General features: G+C 70.4%; 15 protein-coding genes. 9 read left to right on the top strand and 6 right to left on the bottom strand.

Annotated features, from left to right (window positions below; translation table 11 throughout):
• Positions 1 to 2: 2 nt before the first annotated feature.
• The 4 genes from AB0E91_RS06140 (at position 3) to AB0E91_RS06125 (ending at position 3,697) form a co-directional block, all read left to right on the top strand.
• On the top strand, positions 3 to 926 hold the full coding sequence (locus AB0E91_RS06140; RefSeq protein ID WP_361775928.1) for an ABC transporter permease: 924 nt from the start codon (positions 3 to 5) through the stop codon (positions 924 to 926).
• 51 nt (positions 927 to 977) lie between these two features.
• On the top strand, positions 978 to 2,024 hold the full coding sequence (locus AB0E91_RS06135) for an ABC transporter ATP-binding protein (RefSeq protein WP_361775925.1): 1,047 nt from the start codon (positions 978 to 980) through the stop codon (positions 2,022 to 2,024).
• Positions 2,017 to 3,174: a dipeptide ABC transporter ATP-binding protein gene (locus tag AB0E91_RS06130; protein ID WP_361775922.1), complete on the top strand. Its 1,158-nt coding sequence runs from the start codon at positions 2,017 to 2,019 to the stop codon at positions 3,172 to 3,174. Before AB0E91_RS06135 ends, AB0E91_RS06130 begins: the two co-directional genes overlap by 8 nt.
• Positions 3,175 to 3,304: 130 nt before the next feature.
• Positions 3,305 to 3,697, top strand: coding sequence for a VOC family protein (locus AB0E91_RS06125; RefSeq protein WP_361775919.1), 393 nt, complete (start codon positions 3,305 to 3,307; stop codon positions 3,695 to 3,697).
• A gap of 16 nt (positions 3,698 to 3,713) precedes the next feature.
• Here AB0E91_RS06125 and AB0E91_RS06120 read toward each other — a convergent pair whose 3' ends face one another.
• From AB0E91_RS06120 to AB0E91_RS06095, 6 genes are all read right to left on the bottom strand, one after another.
• Positions 3,714 to 4,709 carry an ABC transporter ATP-binding protein gene (locus AB0E91_RS06120; RefSeq protein WP_361777313.1) on the bottom strand — a complete coding sequence of 332 codons (996 nt, stop codon included), beginning with the start codon at positions 4,707 to 4,709 and terminating at the stop codon, positions 3,714 to 3,716.
• 20 nt (positions 4,710 to 4,729) lie between these two features.
• Positions 4,730 to 5,746, bottom strand: coding sequence for an ABC transporter ATP-binding protein (locus tag AB0E91_RS06115; protein ID WP_361775916.1), 1,017 nt, complete (start codon positions 5,744 to 5,746; stop codon positions 4,730 to 4,732).
• Positions 5,743 to 6,660, bottom strand: coding sequence for an ABC transporter permease (locus AB0E91_RS06110; protein WP_361775913.1), 918 nt, complete (start codon positions 6,658 to 6,660; stop codon positions 5,743 to 5,745). Before AB0E91_RS06110 ends, AB0E91_RS06115 begins: the two co-directional genes overlap by 4 nt.
• Complete coding sequence (locus AB0E91_RS06105) at positions 6,657 to 7,721, bottom strand: ABC transporter permease (RefSeq protein WP_361775910.1); 1,065 nt, start codon at positions 7,719 to 7,721, stop codon at positions 6,657 to 6,659. The genes AB0E91_RS06110 and AB0E91_RS06105 overlap by 4 nt, the downstream gene beginning before the upstream one ends.
• Before the next feature lie 46 nt (positions 7,722 to 7,767).
• Positions 7,768 to 9,636 carry an ABC transporter substrate-binding protein gene (locus tag AB0E91_RS06100; RefSeq protein WP_361775907.1) on the bottom strand — a complete coding sequence of 623 codons (1,869 nt, stop codon included), beginning with the start codon at positions 9,634 to 9,636 and terminating at the stop codon, positions 7,768 to 7,770.
• A 385-nt stretch (positions 9,637 to 10,021) separates the two neighbouring features.
• On the bottom strand, positions 10,022 to 10,558 hold the full coding sequence (locus AB0E91_RS06095) for a hypothetical protein (RefSeq protein WP_361775904.1): 537 nt from the start codon (positions 10,556 to 10,558) through the stop codon (positions 10,022 to 10,024).
• A gap of 308 nt (positions 10,559 to 10,866) precedes the next feature.
• Here AB0E91_RS06095 and AB0E91_RS06090 point away from each other — a divergent pair, with 308 nt between their 5' ends.
• Genes AB0E91_RS06090 through AB0E91_RS06070 form a run of 5 tightly spaced genes read left to right on the top strand, consistent with a single transcriptional unit; the run spans position 10,867 to position 16,485 of the window.
• Entirely contained in the window at positions 10,867 to 12,489 is a 1,623-nt protein-coding gene (locus tag AB0E91_RS06090) for an ABC transporter substrate-binding protein (RefSeq protein ID WP_361775901.1), read from the top strand.
• Positions 12,490 to 12,495: 6 nt separating this feature from the next.
• Entirely contained in the window at positions 12,496 to 13,419 is a 924-nt protein-coding gene (locus tag AB0E91_RS06085) for an ABC transporter permease (protein ID WP_361775898.1), read from the top strand.
• On the top strand, positions 13,412 to 14,395 hold the full coding sequence (locus AB0E91_RS06080; protein ID WP_361775895.1) for an ABC transporter permease: 984 nt from the start codon (positions 13,412 to 13,414) through the stop codon (positions 14,393 to 14,395). The genes AB0E91_RS06085 and AB0E91_RS06080 overlap by 8 nt, the downstream gene beginning before the upstream one ends.
• 7 nt (positions 14,396 to 14,402) lie before the next feature.
• Positions 14,403 to 15,386 (top strand): ABC transporter ATP-binding protein, encoded by a 984-nt coding sequence (locus AB0E91_RS06075; protein WP_361775892.1) that lies wholly within the window; start codon positions 14,403 to 14,405, stop codon positions 15,384 to 15,386.
• The gene (locus AB0E91_RS06070) at positions 15,370 to 16,485 is read left to right on the top strand and encodes a dipeptide ABC transporter ATP-binding protein (protein WP_361775889.1); all 1,116 of its coding nucleotides are present in this window, start codon (positions 15,370 to 15,372) and stop codon (positions 16,483 to 16,485) included. Before AB0E91_RS06075 ends, AB0E91_RS06070 begins: the two co-directional genes overlap by 17 nt.
• Positions 16,486 to 16,529: the final 44 nt, after the last annotated feature.

Here is a 16,529-nt window from a genome sequence, read left to right as displayed (position 1 = left end):
CAATGACCGAACTCGTCTCGCAGACCGAAGAGGCGACGGCGGCCGGTCCCGTTCCCGCGCCCCCGGGAGCCGAACCGAGCGTCGCCCGGGTCAGCCAGTGGTCCGACATCCGGCACCGCTTCTTCGCCAACAAACTCGCCGTGGTGGGCCTGGCCATCATCGTGGTCCTGATCCTGGTCGCGATATTCGCGCCGCTGCTCGCCCCGCACGACCCGCTCAAGCAGGACCTGACCAGCACCCTGCAGTCGCCGGGCGCCGGCCACTGGCTGGGCACCGACGCGCTCGGCCGCGACCAGCTGTCCCGGCTCGTCTACGGCAGCCGTATCGCGGTGATCGTCGGTCTGGCCTCGATCCTCGTCGCCCTCGTCATCGGCGTGGTCCTGGGCTCGCTGGCCGGCTACTACGGCGGCTGGGTCGACACGGTGATCATGCGTGTCGCCGACATCTTCTTCGCCTTCCCTGTGCTGATCGGCGCCATCGTCCTCATCCTGCTGATGGGCCGGGGCGTGCTGCCCGTCGTGCTCTCGCTGGCCATCTTCTCGTGGGCGACCTTCGCCCGGCTGCTGCGCAGCCAGATCCTCTCGGTGCGCGAGATGGACTACGTCCACGCCGCCAAGGCGCTGGGCGCGAGCCAGGGCCGGATCATCCGCAAGCACATCCTGCCCAACTCGCTGACCTCCGTGCTGGTGTACGGCACCAGCAACGTCGGCATCGCGATCGTGGCCGAGGCGTCGCTGTCGTACCTCGGCGTCGGCGTCGACCCCGAGGTCGCCGAGTGGGGCAACATGATCTCCGCGGGCCGCAACTTCATGGGCGTCAAGGACTTCATGTGGACCTACCCGAGCCTCGCGATCGTCATCACCGCTCTCGGCTTCATCCTGCTGGGCAACGGTCTTCGCGACGCGCTCGACCCGAAGCTCCGGTGACCGACCGCCATGAATCCAACCCCTTTGGCCAAGCACGATGAAGGTGACGGCATGACCAGCCTGGAGACGGCTCCCAGTGAAGCCGGGGCGGACGGGACCACCCCGCTCCTGGAGGTCCGCGATCTGCACGTGGAGTTCGAGGTCCGCGACTCCGTGACCAAGGCGGTCAACGGTGTCAACTACAGCGTCCGCGCGGGCGAGACGCTCGCCGTCCTCGGTGAGTCCGGGTCCGGCAAGTCGGTGACCGCGCAGGCGATCATGGGCATCCTCGACAGCCCGCCCGGACGGATCGCCAAGGGCGAGATCTTCTTCCAGGGGCAGGACATCCTGCGCCTGCCGGAGTCCGAGCGGCGCAAGCTGCGCGGCGCCAAGATGGCGATGATCTTCCAGGACGCCCTGTCCTCGCTCAACCCGGTGCTCTCGGTGGGCTTCCAGCTCGGCGAGATGTTCCGTGCGCACCAGGGCCTGTCCCGCAAGGAGGCCAAGGCCAGGGCGATCGAGCTGATGGATCGCGTGCGCATCCCGGCCGCGGCCCAGCGGGTCAACGACTACCCGCACCAGTTCTCCGGCGGTATGCGCCAGCGCATCATGATCGCCATGGCGCTGGCCCTGGAGCCGGACCTGATCATCGCCGACGAGCCGACCACGGCCCTCGACGTGACCGTCCAGGCCCAGGTCATGGACCTGCTCGCCGAGCTCCAGCGCGAGTACAACATGGGCCTGATCCTCATCACCCACGACCTCGGTGTCGTCGCGGACGTCGCCGACAAGATCGCGGTGATGTACGCGGGCCGGATCGTCGAGACCGCCCCGGTGCACGAGCTGTACAAGCGCCCGGCCCACCCCTACACCAAGGGCCTGCTGGAGTCGATCCCGCGCCTGGACCAGAAGGGCCACGAGCTCTACGCCATCAAGGGCCTGCCGCCCAACCTCCAGGCCATCCCGCCGGGCTGCGCCTTCAACCCGCGCTGCAGTGTCGCGCAGGACATCTGCCGCACCGATGTACCGCCGCTGGTGCAGGTGACCGAGCCGGACGGTACGGAGATCCCCGGCCGCTCCTCCGCTTGCCACTTCTGGAAGGAGACGATCCATGGCTGAGTCCACGAACCTCGCGAAGGACGACGAGCCCAAGGACGACGCCACGCCGAACGTCTCCGAGGTCGAGACCGTCGACGCGGCCACCGAGACGGAGGCGGTCGCCGCCATCGAGGCGCCCGTCGAGCAGGGCGAGCCGATCCTCCAGGTGCGCAACCTGGTGAAGCACTTCCCGCTCACCCAGGGCATCCTGTTCAAGCGGCAGATCGGCGCGGTCAAGGCCGTCGACGGCATCTCCTTCGACCTCTACCAGGGCGAGACCCTGGGCATCGTCGGCGAGTCCGGCTGTGGCAAGTCCACGGTCGCCAAGCTGCTGATGAACCTGGAGCGGGCGACCGCCGGCGAGATCTTCTACAAGGGCCAGGACATCACCAAGCTGTCGGGCCGCGCGCTGCGCGCGGTGCGGCGCAACATCCAGATGGTGTTCCAGGACCCGTACACCTCGCTCAACCCCCGTATGACGGTGGGCGACATCATCGGTGAGCCCTTCGACATCCACCCCGAGGTGGCCCCGAAGGGCGACCGGCGCAAGCGGGTGCAGGAGCTGCTGGACGTCGTCGGCCTGAACCCGGAGTACATCAACCGGTACCCGCACCAGTTCTCCGGCGGCCAGCGCCAGCGCATCGGCATCGCCCGCGGCCTCGCGCTCAACCCCGAGGTCATCATCTGCGACGAGCCGGTCTCGGCCCTGGACGTGTCGGTCCAGGCGCAGGTCATCAACCTGATGGAGCGCCTGCAGGACGAGTTCAACCTGTCCTACATCTTCATCGCGCACGACCTGTCGATCGTCCGGCACATCTCGGACCGCGTGGGCGTGATGTACCTCGGCAAGATGGCCGAGATCGGCACGGACGAGCAGATCTACGACCACCCGACGCACCCCTACACCCAGGCGCTGCTGTCGGCGGTCCCGGTGCCGGACCCGGACGCGCGTGAGCACCGTGAGCGGATCATCCTCACCGGTGACGTGCCCTCCCCGGCCAACCCGCCCTCGGGCTGCCGCTTCCGCACCCGGTGCTGGAAGGCCCAGGACAAGTGCGCCGAGGAGGTGCCGCTGCTGGCCGTGCCCGAGCGCTTCCAGGGCAGCGACACCCCGGCGGCCCACGAGTCGGCCTGCCACTTTGCCGAGGAGAAGGACGTGGTCCACGCCTGACCCGCCCCGGCTCGTCGTGTTCCCGGTGCCCTGTTGGATGAGGGCGCCGGGAACTCGGCGTTTTCCGGGAGCTTTTTTCGAGAGCTTTTTCCGAGAACCGTTCCGCCGAGAGCTTCGCTGGAGTCGCGCGATGACCCTGCACCATGTCGAGCTGTGGGTGCCCGACCTGCCCCGTGCCGAGGCCGAGTGGGGCTGGCTGCTCGGCCGCCTCGGCTACGAGCCGTACCAGAACTGGGAGCACGGCCGCAGCTGGCGCCTTGGACCGACGTACGTCGTCGTCGAGCGGTCACCGGCGCTGCGCGGCACCGGGCACGACCGGCTGCGCCCGGGCCTCAACCACCTTGCCTTCCACGCCGGTTCGCCCACCGAGGTCGACGTCCTCGCGGCCCAGGCGCCCGAGCACGGCTGGGAGTTGCTCTTCCCCGACCGGCACCCGCACGCGGGCGGCCCCGACCACTACGCGGCCTACCTCGCCAACTCGGACGGTTTTGAAGCCGAGTTGGTGGCCTCGCCGAAGGACTGACCCGGGCCCGCGAGTCCTACGCCGTCACCTGCGCGTGCACCCAGTGGCAGGCCGCCTGCGCGGTGGGGCCCGCGTCGAGGACGGCCGGGTCCTCGGTGCGGCAGGCGTCCGCGACGCCCGCCCGTTCCGCCTCGTCGCTCGCCAGGACCGGGCAACGGGCTCGGAAGCGGCAGCCGGTGGGGATGCGGGAGGGGTCGGGGGGTTCGCCGGTGAGGATCACGGGGTCGCCGGGCGCGTCCGGGAGGACGGACAACAGGGCGCGGGTGTAGGGGTGTTGGGGTGCGGTGAGGACCTGCTCGACCCGGCCCGTCTCCACGATCCGGCCGAGGTACATCACCGCCACCCGGTCCGCGATGTTCCAGGCGAGGCCCAGGTCGTGGGTCACCACCAGCGCGGCCAGGCCCAGTTCGGTGCGCAGTCGCAGCAGCAGGTCCAGGATCTCGCCGCGCACCGAGGCGTCCAGGGAGGCCACCGGCTCGTCGGCGACGAGGAGTTCGGGCTCCAGGACCAGCGCGCCCGCGATGACCACGCGCTGGCGCTGGCCGCCGGACAGCTCGTGCGGGTAGCGCAGGAAGAACCGCTCCGGGGGCCGCAGTCCGGCCCGGGACAGCGCGTCGGCCACCGCCGCCCGCTCGTCGCCGGAGTGCCCGTGGATGCGCAGTCCCTCGGCCACCGCGTCGTACACCGTGTGCCGGGGGTTGAGCGAGCCGATGGGGTCCTGGAGGACCAGCTGCGCGCGGCGGCGGTAGGCGCGCAGGGCGCGGGTGGAGTACGCCAGCGGGCGGCCGGCGAACGACACCTCTCCCGCCGTCGGCTTCACGAGCCCGAGCAGCGCCCGGGCGAGCGTGGACTTGCCGCAGCCGGACTCGCCGACCAGCGCGACGATCTCGCCGGGGCGGATCTCCAGTTCGACCTGGTCGACGGCGCGCGCGGGCGCGGCCCCGGACCGGCCGGGGAAGACCACCCGCAGGTCGCGCGCGCTCAGCAGGGCGGGCGGCTCCGTTGTCGTCATGGGGTGCTCACCGGTTGTCGTCATGGGGTGCTCCCGGTGTTCTCCGGCTCGGTCGCGCCGGTCCGTGCTGTTCCGGCATCGCCGCCCGGCGCCCCCACATGGACGCACGCCGCGACCCGTCCGGCCTCCGCCTGCCGCAGCGGCTGGTCCTCCGTGGCGCACTCGGGCAGCGAGACCGGGCAGCGCGGCTGGAAGGCGCACCCGGCGGGCAGCGCGAACGGGTCGGGCGGGTCGCCGGGCAGACCGCGCGGGGCGAACCGGGAGGCCGGGTCGCCGATGCGCGGGAACGCCCCGGACAGGGCCTGGGCGTAGGGGTGTCGGGCGTTCTCGTGGACGGCGCGGGCGGGGCCCTCCTCCACGACCCGGCCCGCGTACATCACCGCGAGGCGGTCGCAGGTGTCCGCGAGGACGGCCAGATCGTGGCTGATCATGACCAGGGCCACGTCCTGCTCGCTCACGAGCCGTTCGATCAGCCGGAGGATCTGCGCCTGGATCATCACGTCCAGGGCGGTGGTCGGCTCGTCCGCGACGACCAGTTGCGGGTCGCAGGCGAGCGCCATGGCGATCATGACGCGCTGGCGCTGGCCGCCGGAGAGTTCGTGCGGGTACGCCGTCGCGCGGGCGGCGGGCAGGCCGACCTGTTCCAGGAGTTCACCGGTCCGCTTCTTCGCGGCGGCCGCCGTCGCCCGGCCGTGCAGCAGGATCGGCTCCGCGATCTGCTCGCCCACCCGGTGCACGGGGTTGAGGGAGTGCATGGCGCCCTGGAAGACGATGGACGCGCCCGCCCAGCGCACCGCGCGCACCCGGCCCCAGCGCATCGCCAGGATGTCCTCGCCGTCCAGCAGGATCTGTCCGCCCACCTGGGTGCCGGCGGGCAGCAGCCGCAGCGCGGCCAGCGCCAGCGTGGACTTGCCGCAGCCGGACTCCCCGGCGATGCCGAGCTTCTCGCCCGCCGCCACCGACAGGTCCACACCCCGGACGGCGGCGGCCCCGCCCGGGTACGTCACGGTCAGGTTCCGCAGTTCAAGGAGGCTCAACGGGCCACCCCCAGCCGGGGATTGAGGACGGACTCCACCGCGCGTCCGCACAGCGTGAACGCCAGCGCGACCAGGGCGATCGCGATTCCGGGCGGCACCAGGTACCACCAGTCGCCCGCGCTGACCGCGCCCGCCTCGCGCGCGTCCTGGAGCAGCCCGCCCCAGGAGACGACGGACGGGTCGCCGAGCCCGAGGAACGCGAGGGTGGCCTCGGCGAGGATGGAGGAGGACACCATCAGCGTGGTCTGCGCGAGCACGAGCGGCATGACGTTGGGCAGCACGTGCCGGGTCATGACGTGCCAGTGGCCGCCGCCGAGCGCCCGGGCCCGTTCGATGTACGGGCGGGACTCCACGGCCAGCGTCTGCGCGCGCACCAGCCGGGCGGTGGTCGGCCAGGTGGTGACGCCGATGGCGAGGATCACCGTGCCCAGCGAGCGGGACATGACCGTGGCCAGCGCGATGGCGAGCACCAGCGTGGGCATCACCAGGAACCAGTCGGTGATCCGCATCAGCACGGTCGACCACGCCCCGCGGAAGTGCCCGGCGACGATCCCGACGACCGCGCCGATCGCCACCGACAGCACGGCGGCGAGCAGCCCGACCAGGAGCGAGACCCGCGCGCCCCAGACGACCAGGCCCAGCAGATCGCGCCCGAACCGGTCGGTGCCGAGCGGGAACTGTCCGCTCGGCGCCTCCAGCGGGTTGCCCGGCGCGTCGGTCACCCGCGCCACGTCGGAGCCGACGGTCAGCGGCGCGGTGAGGGCGATCAGCGCGAACAGTACGAGGGCGGCGAGCCCGGCGACTCCGGCGCGGTGGGTGCGGTACTGCCGCCAGAACCGCAGGGCCGAGCGGCGGCGGCGCTGCCAGGCGAGCGTCCGGGGTCCGGGGCCCGGCCCGGCGACGGTGGTGGTCATCGGCCCACCCGGGGGTCGAACAGCGGGTAGACCAGGTCGGCCAGGGTGTTCATGACGATCACCGCCGAGGCGAAGAGGAGGAACAGCCCCTGCACCAGGGGCAGATCGGGCACGCTGAGGGCCTGGTAGAAGAGGCTGCCGAGGCCCGGCCAGGAGAAGACGGTCTCGACCAGGATCACGCCCGCGACGGTCCGGCCGAGGTTGACGAAGACCAGGGTGACGGTGGGCAGCAGGGCGTTCGGTACCGCGTGCCGACGGCGCACCAGGTCGTCCCGCAGGCCCTTGGCGCGGGCCGTCGTCAGATAGTCGCTGCCCATCTCGTCCAGCAGGGCCGACCGGGTGACCAGCAGTGTCTGGCCGTACTCGACCGCGACCAGGGTGAGCACCGGCAGGACCATGTGGTGGGCGACGTCGAGGACGTACGCGAAGCCGCTCGTGTCGCCCGACTCCATGCCGCCCGTCGGGAACAGTCCCGGGACGGGGCCCATGCCGACGGAGAGCACGATGGTGAGCAGCAGGCCGAGCCAGAACGACGGCAGCGAGTAGAGGGTCAGCGCCAGGCCGGTGTTGAGCCGGTCGCCGAGGCCGCCGTGCCGCCAGGCCGAGCGGGTGCCCAGGTACATGCCGAGCGCGGTGTAGAGCACGAAGGCCGTGCCGGTCAGCAGCACCGTGTTCGGCAGCGCCTCGGTGATCTTGTCGGTGACCGGGGTGTGGAACTGGTACGACGTGCCCAGATCGCCGGTGAGCGCCTTGCCGCAGTACTGCGTGAACTGCTGCCACATCGGCAGGTCGAGGCCGAACTCCTTGCGGTACGTGGCGAGTTGCTCCGCCGAGACCCGGCGGCCGCCGGTCATGGCCTTGACCGGGTCGCCGGGGATCAGCCGGAACAGGAAGAAGCCGGTGACCAGGACGGCGAACAGCGAGACGACGGCGCCGCCCAGCTTGCCCGCGACATAGCGCGCGTACCCGGGCCAGGTGCGCGCCCGGGGGCCGCCGATGTCGGGCGTGACGGCGGCCGGGCCCGGTACGCCGGCCTCGGCGGGGGTGAGTTCAGCGGCCATCGGGCACCGCCCGCCGCCGGGCCGGGTGGATCATCGGTTCCATGGACTACTCGCGGTCGTCGGCGGAGGTGCGGCGCCGCCGGGTGAACAGGAACGCGGCACCGGCGAGGACCACCACGCCGACGACGATCCCGACCACGACACCGGTCGAGTCGGACCCCTTGGACTTGGCGGAGTCGGCCGGGACCGCCGACCACCAGCTCCAGTAGCCGTCCTGGCCGTAGATGTTGCCCGCGGACTTGGGCATGGTCTCGATGGACTTGATCTGGTCGGTGCGGTAGGCCTCGACCGCGTTCGGGTACGCCATGACGTTCATGTACCCCGTGTCGTACAGCCGCGACTCCGCCTGCTTGACGAGTTCAGCCCGCTTGGCGGAGTCGTACTCGGCCAGCTGCTTCGCGTACAGCTCGTCGAACTTCTTGTCGCAGATGAAGTTGTCGGTGAGTCCGGTGTCCTTCGGGGTGGCGGGCAGGGCCGCGCAGGTGTGGATGGAGAGGACGTAGTCCGGGTCGGGGTTGACGGACCAGCCGTCGAAGGCGAGGTCGTACTTGCCGGCGAGCCAGGGGTCGGTGACGTTGTCGAGGCAGTCGAGCGACATGCCGACGCCGAGCTTGCCCCACCACTCCTTGAGGTACTGGCCGACCGCCTTGTCGTTGGGGTCGGTGGCGTGGCACAGCACGCGGTAGTCCAGCGGCTTGCCGTTCTTGCCGGTGCGCTTGCCGTCGGCGTTCTTCTTGTACCCGGCCTGGTCGAGCAGGCGGCCCGCCTCGGTGGGGTCGTAGGCCAGCTCCTGGTCGGCGGACGGCTTCCAGAAGTACGAGGAGAAGCGGGGCGGGATGTAGCCCTGGCCCTGGACCGCGTGGCCCTGGAAGACCTTGTCGACGAGGGTCTTGCGGTCGACCGCCATGAAGAGGGCCTGACGCACCCGCGGGTCGAGCAGCGAGGGGTCGCCGTCGCCGAACTTCTCGCCGTTCCTGGCGCGGGCGCCGGGGTTGACGGCGAGGGCGTAGAAGCGGCGGCCGGGTGCCTCGTTCAGGTGAATGTTCGGCTGGCCCTTGAGGGAGGCGGCCTGGGCCGGGGTCAGCGAGGGCGACCCGGCGACGAAGGAGACCTCGCCCTTGCGGAGGGCGGCGACGGCGGCGTCCTGGTCCTTGTAGTACTTGAAGACCAGGTTGTCGAACTTGGGGGCCCCGCGCCAGAAGTCCTTGTTGGCCTTCAGCCGGACGTAGCTGTCGGGCTTGTAGGCGGTGACGGTGAAGGGGCCGTCACCGACGAGGGGGAACTTCTTGTCGTTGTTGAACTTGGCGATGTCGGTGACGTTCTTCCAGACGTGCTCGGGCACGATCGGAACGTCCAGGGCCGTCATCGTGGCCTGCGGCTTCTTCAGCTCGATGACCAGCTTGTCGGGGCTGGGGGCCGACACCTTGCGGAAGTTGGTGACGAAGCCGCCGTTGGCGGTCGCGGCCGCCTCGTCGGTCATCATCTTGTTGAAGGTCCAGGCCGCGTCCTGGGCAGTGACCTTCTGCCCGTCCGTCCACTTGGCGTCGGAGCGGATCGTGTAGGTCCAGGTGAGCTTGTCGGCCGACGGCGCCCACTTGGTGGCGAGGCCCGGGATCGGGTGGCCGTCGCCCGGGTCGTAGTCGGTGAGGTACTCGTACGTCAGCCGCAGGACGCTCGTGCTGAGCAGGCGCACCGCCAGGAACGGGCTGAGCGAGTCGACGCTCTGCGCGACCGCCACCGTGAGCGTCTTCTCCGCCGGGGCGGCCTCGGCGCGCTGGGGTGCCGGAGCGAGCGGGGTGACGAGTCCGGCCGTGACGGCCAGGGCGGCCGCCGCGGCGGCGGTCAGCCGGCGGACCGGGGACCACGGGCGTCTTGGCGTCAACTCTCGTCCTCCGGACTGGCCGTGTGTGCTCATAGGTCGTGACCTCACGTCGTCGCTCGCACGGAAACCGCTTGTTGGACTGCCCGGTCACGGCCGGCGGTATGCCGTCGGCCGAGAGTGATGAGCTTGTCTATCAGGGTGATCTGCACGCGTCAACGGTCGCGATAACCCCCTATGGCCTGCGGAAAAGCCCAGGTGGGAGGGGGTTTGGCGGTTATTGGTCCAGTCCACTGAAGACCTGCTGGTGAGGGGCTGACGGCACATGCGTACGACGTGGTTCGCCCGGTCGGCGGGGGTGGCGCGGGCGGTACGGGAAAGCACCGCGCCCCGCCGGAGGGAGACCGGCGGGGCGCGACGGGATGCGGTGGGGCGCGGTGGTGGCGCCCCGGATCAGCGGTACCGGATCAGCTGTACCGGATCAGCTGTACTGGATGCCCCACAGGTTGTTGTTGCGCTTGACCGGGGCCACGATGCCGTTCTTCTTCCAGATCGTGTGCTTCACGCACTTCTGCTGCCCGTTGGGCACCAGCCGGAACTTGGTGACGCTGAAGCCCTTGGCCTCGTGGTACATCATCAGCCGGCCCTTGGACTTGCCGGACTTCTTCTCCACCTTCGCCGCGTAGGTCCAGGTGTCGGACTTCGACCAGGTCTTGCCCACCGACACGCTGAACGACGTCGACGCCTTGGCGAAGATGACGCCCGCCTCCGCGCCGATCGTCGCGGTGCCGGTGGCGGTCCAGCTGCCGGTCTTGTTCTTCGCGTAGCTGATGGTCACGCCCGGCTTGGCCCAGTCGCTGTGGACGTTCGTCGGCTCCCAGACCGTCTTCTTGTTCGAGATGCTGTAGATCGGGTCCTTGCCGCAGTCGATGCCCGCGGCGGCGGGTGACGCCGAGACCGCGACGGCGCCGCCGCCCAGGAGTGCGGTGGACAGAAGTGTGCTCAGGGCACGTCTCATGGAATGCCTTCCCCGTTCTGGCATGGACGGGCGTTGGTCGCCGCCCGTCCGGTTCATGACGCGTCAGATCATGCACGCAACTCGCGCATCGGTAAACGCATTTGAGTGCTTCTTGAGCATGGCGTCACCGGGATCACGGGAGTCCCGGGCGTGTCGTGGGTGCCGATGGGGCCGAACGAGCTAAGCGGCACCGCAGACGGGCGCCTGCGCATGCGGAGAGGATCGTATATGCCGATATTTGACACCGAGGCGGAGTGATCACAAGACGGCGTGACCGAGGAAGACGGCACCCACACGAGGAGGCATCCATGCGCCCATCCGCGCGCCCCCGGCTGGCCGCCGGAGTTCTCGCGCTGGCGTTCACCGCCACCGGCTGCGCGGGCGGCGGAAGCGGGGCCGGGAGCGGCGGGGTGCTCAGCTCCTCCTGGGGCGACCCGCAGAACCCGCTGGAGCCCGCCAACACCAACGAGGTGCAGGGCGGCAAGGTGCTCGACATGATCTTCCGGGGGCTGAAGAAGTACGACCCGAAGACCGGCGCGGCCACCGACATGCTCGCGCAGAGCATCGACACCAGCGACTCCCGGTACTTCACCGTCAAGGTCAAGGACGGCTGGACCTTCTCCAACGGCGAGAAGGTGACCGCCCGCTCCTTCGTGGACGCCTGGAACTACGGCGCGAGCCTGAGGCGCAACCAGAAGAACGCGTACTTCTTCGGCTACATCGAGGGCTACGACAAGGTCCACCCCGAGAGCGGCAAGCAGAGCGCCGAGGCCCTCTCCGGGCTGAAGGTGGTGGACGACCACACCTTCACCGTCGCCCTCAGCCAGAAGTTCTCCGGCTTCCCCGACACCCTCGGCTACGCCGCCTTCGCCCCGCTGCCCCGCGCCTTCTTCACCGACCACGCCGCCTGGCTGAAGACCCCGGTCGGCAACGGCCCGTACACCGTCGAGGCGTACACCAAGGGCTCCCAGATGAACCTGAAGAAGTGGGACGCCTACCCCGGTCCGGACAAGGCGCAGAACGACGGCGTGGACCTCAAGGTCTACACCGACAGCAACACCGCCTACACCGACCTGATGGCCGGCAACCTCGATCTGGTCGACGACATCCCCGCCGCCCAGCTCAGGAACGTGAAGACCGACCTCGGCGACCGGTACATCAACACGCCCGCCGGGATCATCCAGACGCTCGCCTTCCCGTTCTACGACGCCCGCTGGAACACGCCCGGCGCCGAGAAGGTGCGCACCGGGCTCTCCATGGCGATCAACCGGAAGCAGATCACCGACACGATCTTCCAGCGGACCCGCACCCCCGCCACCGACTGGACCTCCCCGGTCCTCGGCAAGGAGGGCGGCTTCAAGGAAGGGCTCTGCGGGCACGCCTGCGAGTACGACCCGGCCGAGGCGAAGCGGCTGGTCAAGGAGGGCGGCGGCATCCCCGGCGGCCAGGTGAGGATCACGTACAACGCCGACGCAGGCTCCCACCGGGAGTGGATCGACGCCGTCTGCAACTCCGTCAACAGGGCGCTCGGCCAGGACGCCGCCTGCGTCGGCAACCCGGTCGGCACCTTCGCCGACTTCCGCAACCGGATCGGGCAGCACAAGATGACCGGCCCCTTCCGCGCGGGCTGGCAGATGGACTACCCGCTCATCCAGAACTTCCTCCAGCCGCTCTACTACACCGACGCCTCCTCCAACGACGGCAAGTGGGACAACGCCGAGTTCGACCGGCTCGTGGACCGGGCCAACGCCGAGACGGACACCGCCAAGTCGGTCGCCACATTCCAGCAGGCCGAGGAGGTGGTGCGGGACCACATGGCCGCCATCCCGCTCTGGTACCAGAACGGCAGCGCGGGCTACTCGGAGCGGCTCTCCCACGTCGAACTCAACCCGTTCAGCGTCCCCGTCTACAACGAGATCAAGGTCGGCTGACCCGCCATGGGGCGCTATGTCGTCCGGCGACTGCTCCAGATGATCCCGGTGTTCTTCGGGGCCACCCTGCTCATCTTCCTCATGGTCAACGTCATGGGCGACCCCATCGCCGGGCTGTGCGGGGAGCGGCAGTGCGACCCGGCAACCGCCGCCCAGCTCAAGGCGGAGTTCGGCCTCGACCGGCCGCTGTGGCAGCAGTACGCGACCTACATGGGCAACGTCTTCACCGGCGACTTCGGCACCGCCTTCAACGGCCAGCCCGTCACCGAGCTGATGGCGACCGCGTTCCCGGTGACGATCCGGCTCACCATCGTGGCGATCGTCTTCGAGATCGTCGTCGGGGTCACCCTCGGCGTCCTGACCGGGATGCGGCGCGGACGGCCCGTGGACACCGCCGTACTGCTGCTCACCCTGGTCGTCATCTCGGTGCCGACCTTCGTCACCGGCCTGGTGCTCCAACTGCTGCTCGGCGTCGAGTGGGGGTGGATCAGGCCGTCCGTCGCGCCGGAGGCGCCCTTCTCCCAGCTGATCGTGCCGGGGCTGGTCCTCGCGTCGGTCTCACTCGCGTACGTCACCCGGCTCACCCGCACCTCCCTCGCCGAGAACCGCCGTTCCGACTACATCCGCACGGCCGTCGCCAAGGGGCTGCCCCGGCGCCGGATCGTCGTGCGGCATCTGCTGCGCACCTCGCTGATCCCGGTGATCACCTTCATCGGCACCGACATCGGCGCGCTGATGGGCGGCGCCATCGTCACCGAGCGGATCTTCAACATCCACGGTGTCGGCTTCCAGCTCTACCAGGGCATCCTGCGCCAGAACACCCAGACGGTCGTCGGCTTCGTCACCGTGCTGGTGCTGGTCTTCCTCGTCGCCAACCTGCTGGTCGACCTGCTCTACGCCGTACTCGACCCGAGGATCCGCTATGTCTGAGCAGGGACCCGGCAACGGCGGCGCCATCGCCGGGACCGGCATGGGCGGCGCGATGGACCTCGCGACCGGCGAGGCGAGCAGCCTGGAGCGGGGCCCGGGCGGCGGCTCCGGCGGCACCGGACCGCGCGGCAGACCGCGCTCGCTGTGGTCCGACGCCTGGCACGACCTGAGGCGCAACCCGGTGTTCGTCCTCTCCGCGCTCGTGATCCTCTTCCTGGTCCTCATCTCGATCTGGCCCTCGGCCATCACCTCCGGCAACCCGCTCGACTGCGACCTCGCCAACGCCCAGCGGGGTGCCGAACCGGGCCATCCCTTCGGGTTCGACGGCCAGGGCTGCGACGTGTACACGCGGACCGTGTACGGCGCCCGTACGTCCGTCACGGTCGGCGTCTGCGCCACGCTCGGGGTCGCCCTGCTCGGGTCGGTGCTCGGCGGGCTCGCCGGGTACTTCGGCGGGGCGGGGGACGCGGTGCTGTCCCGGATCACCGACATCTTCTTCGCGATCCCGGTCGTGCTCGGCGGGCTCGTCCTGCTCTCGGTGGTGACCAGCAACTCGGTCTGGCCGGTGGTCGGGTTCATGGTGCTGCTCGGCTGGCCGCAGATCTCCCGCATCGCGCGCGGCTCGGTCATCACCGCCAAGCAGCACGACTACGTCCAGGCCGCCCGCGCGCTCGGCGCCTCCCACACCCGCATCCTGCTGCGGCACATCGCGCCCAACGCCGTCGCGCCCGTGATCGTCGTCGCCACCATCGCGCTCGGCACCTACATCTCCCTGGAGGCCACGCTGTCCTACCTCGGGGTCGGGCTGAAGCCGCCCAGTGTCTCCTGGGGCATCGACATCTCCGCCGCCTCGCCGTACATCCGCAACGCCCCGCACGCCCTGCTGTGGCCCTCCGGGGCGCTCGCGATCACCGTCCTTGCCTTCATCATGCTCGGCGACGCGGTGCGCGACGCCCTCGACCCGAAGCTGAGGTGACGGCGCGATGCTGCTCGAAGTCCGGGACCTGCACGTGGAGTTCCGCACGCGGGACGGGGTGGCGCGCGCCGTGGACGGGGTGTCGTACACCGTGGACGCGGGGGAGACCCTGGCGGTGCTCGGGGAGTCGGGCTCCGGCAAGTCGGTCACCGCGCAGGCCGTGATGGGCATCCTCGACACGCCGCCCGCGCGGATCACCAGGGGCCAGATCGTGTTCCAGGGCCGCGATCTGCTCACCCTCAAGGAGGACGAGCGGCGCCGGATCAGGGGCGCCCGGATGTCGATGATCTTCCAGGACGCGCTGTCCGCCCTCAACCCCGTGCTCACCGTGGGCGACCAGCTCGGCGAGATGTTCGTCGTCCACCGGGGCATGTCGAAACGGGACGCGCGCGCCCGCGCCCTTGAGCTGATGGACCAGGTGCGCATCCCGGGCGCGGCCCAGCGGGTGCGCGACTACCCGCACCAGTTCTCCGGCGGTATGCGCCAGCGCATCATGATCGCCATGGCGATCGCGCTGGAACCCGCGCTCGTCATCGCGGACGAGCCCACCACCGCGCTCGACGTCACCGTGCAGGCCCAAGTCATGGATCTGCTGGACGAGTTGCAGCGCGAGTACCGCATGGGGCTCGTCCTCATCACCCACGACCTCGGCGTGGTCGCGGACGTCGCGGACCGGATCGCGGTGATGTACGCGGGCCGGATCGTGGAGTCCGCACCCGTCCACGACCTCTACAAGGCACCGGCCCACCCCTACACCCGGGGCCTGCTCGACTCCATCCCGCGCCTGGACCACAAGGGCCGCGAGCTGTACGCGATCAAGGGCCAGCCGCCGAACCTGACCCACGTCCCGCCCGGCTGCGCCTTCCACCCGCGCTGCCCGATGGCCCGCGACATCTGCCGCACGGACCCGCCTCCGCTGTACGACGCGGGAGAGGGGCGGCGCAGTGCCTGCCACTTCTGGAGGGAGTGCCGCGATGACCTCCGAGACTGAGCCGGTTTTGGAGGTCCGCGGCCTCGTCAAGCACTACCCGCTCACGCGCGGGATCGTCCTGCGCCGCCAGATCGGCTCCGTACGGGCCGTCGACGGCGTCGACTTCACGCTCGGCCGGGGCGAAACCCTGGGCCTGGTGGGCGAGTCGGGGTGCGGGAAGTCCACGGTGGCGCGGCTGCTGTGCCATCTGGAGAAGCCGACGGCGGGCACGATCCGCTTCAAGGGCGAGGACGTGACCCGGCTGTCCGGGCGGGCACTCAAATCCGTACGCCGCTCGGTGCAGATGGTGTTCCAGGACCCGTACACCTCGCTCAACCCCCGGATGACGGTGGGCGACATCGTGGGGGAGCCGTACGAGATCCACCCCGAGGTCGCGCCGAAGGGCGAACGGCGGCGCCGGGTGCGGGAGTTGCTGGACGTGGTGGGGCTCGACCCCGACTTCGTGAACCGCTATCCGCACCAGTTCTCCGGCGGCCAGCGCCAGCGGATCGGCATCGCCCGCGCCCTCGCGCTGCGCCCGGAGGTGATCGTCGCCGACGAGCCCGTCTCCGCCCTCGACGTGTCGGTCCAGGCGCAGGTGGTGAACCTGTTGGAGCGGCTCCAGGCGGAGTTCGGGCTGTCGTACGTGTTCATCGCGCACGATCTCTCGGTGGTGCGGCACATCTCGGACCGGGTCGCGGTGATGTACCTGGGCCGGATCGTGGAGACCGGCACGGACACCGAAATCTACGAGCACCCCACGCATCCCTACACACAGGCGCTGCTCTCGGCGGTGCCGGTGCCCGATCCGGACGCCCGGTCGCGCCGTGAGCGGATCATCCTCACCGGGGACGTGCCGTCGCCGGCCGATGTGCCCTCGGGGTGTCGCTTCCGGACGCGCTGTTTCAAGGCGCGGGAGCGGTGCGCGCGGGAGGTGCCGGAGCTGACGGTGCCGGAGGAGTTCCGCTACGCGGCGGGCCCCGCCGCGCATCCCTCGGCGTGTCTGTTCGCGGCGGAGCGGCGGGTGGTGCCGCCGGAGCCGCTGCGCGAGGTGAACGGGGTCAACGGGGTCAACGGGGCCAACGAGGCCGAGGGGGAGCACGGCAACGGGCCGGGGTGACATGGTGCACCCCGGCCCGTACACGGCACCCGCACGGCCGTACG

It is taken from the genome of Streptomyces sp. NPDC026659, from assembly GCF_040638245.1.
Lineage (GTDB): Bacteria > Actinomycetota > Actinomycetes > Streptomycetales > Streptomycetaceae > Streptomyces.
The sequence above is the reverse complement of the archived record's forward strand: the minus strand, read 5'-3'. Positions and strand labels throughout refer to the sequence as shown.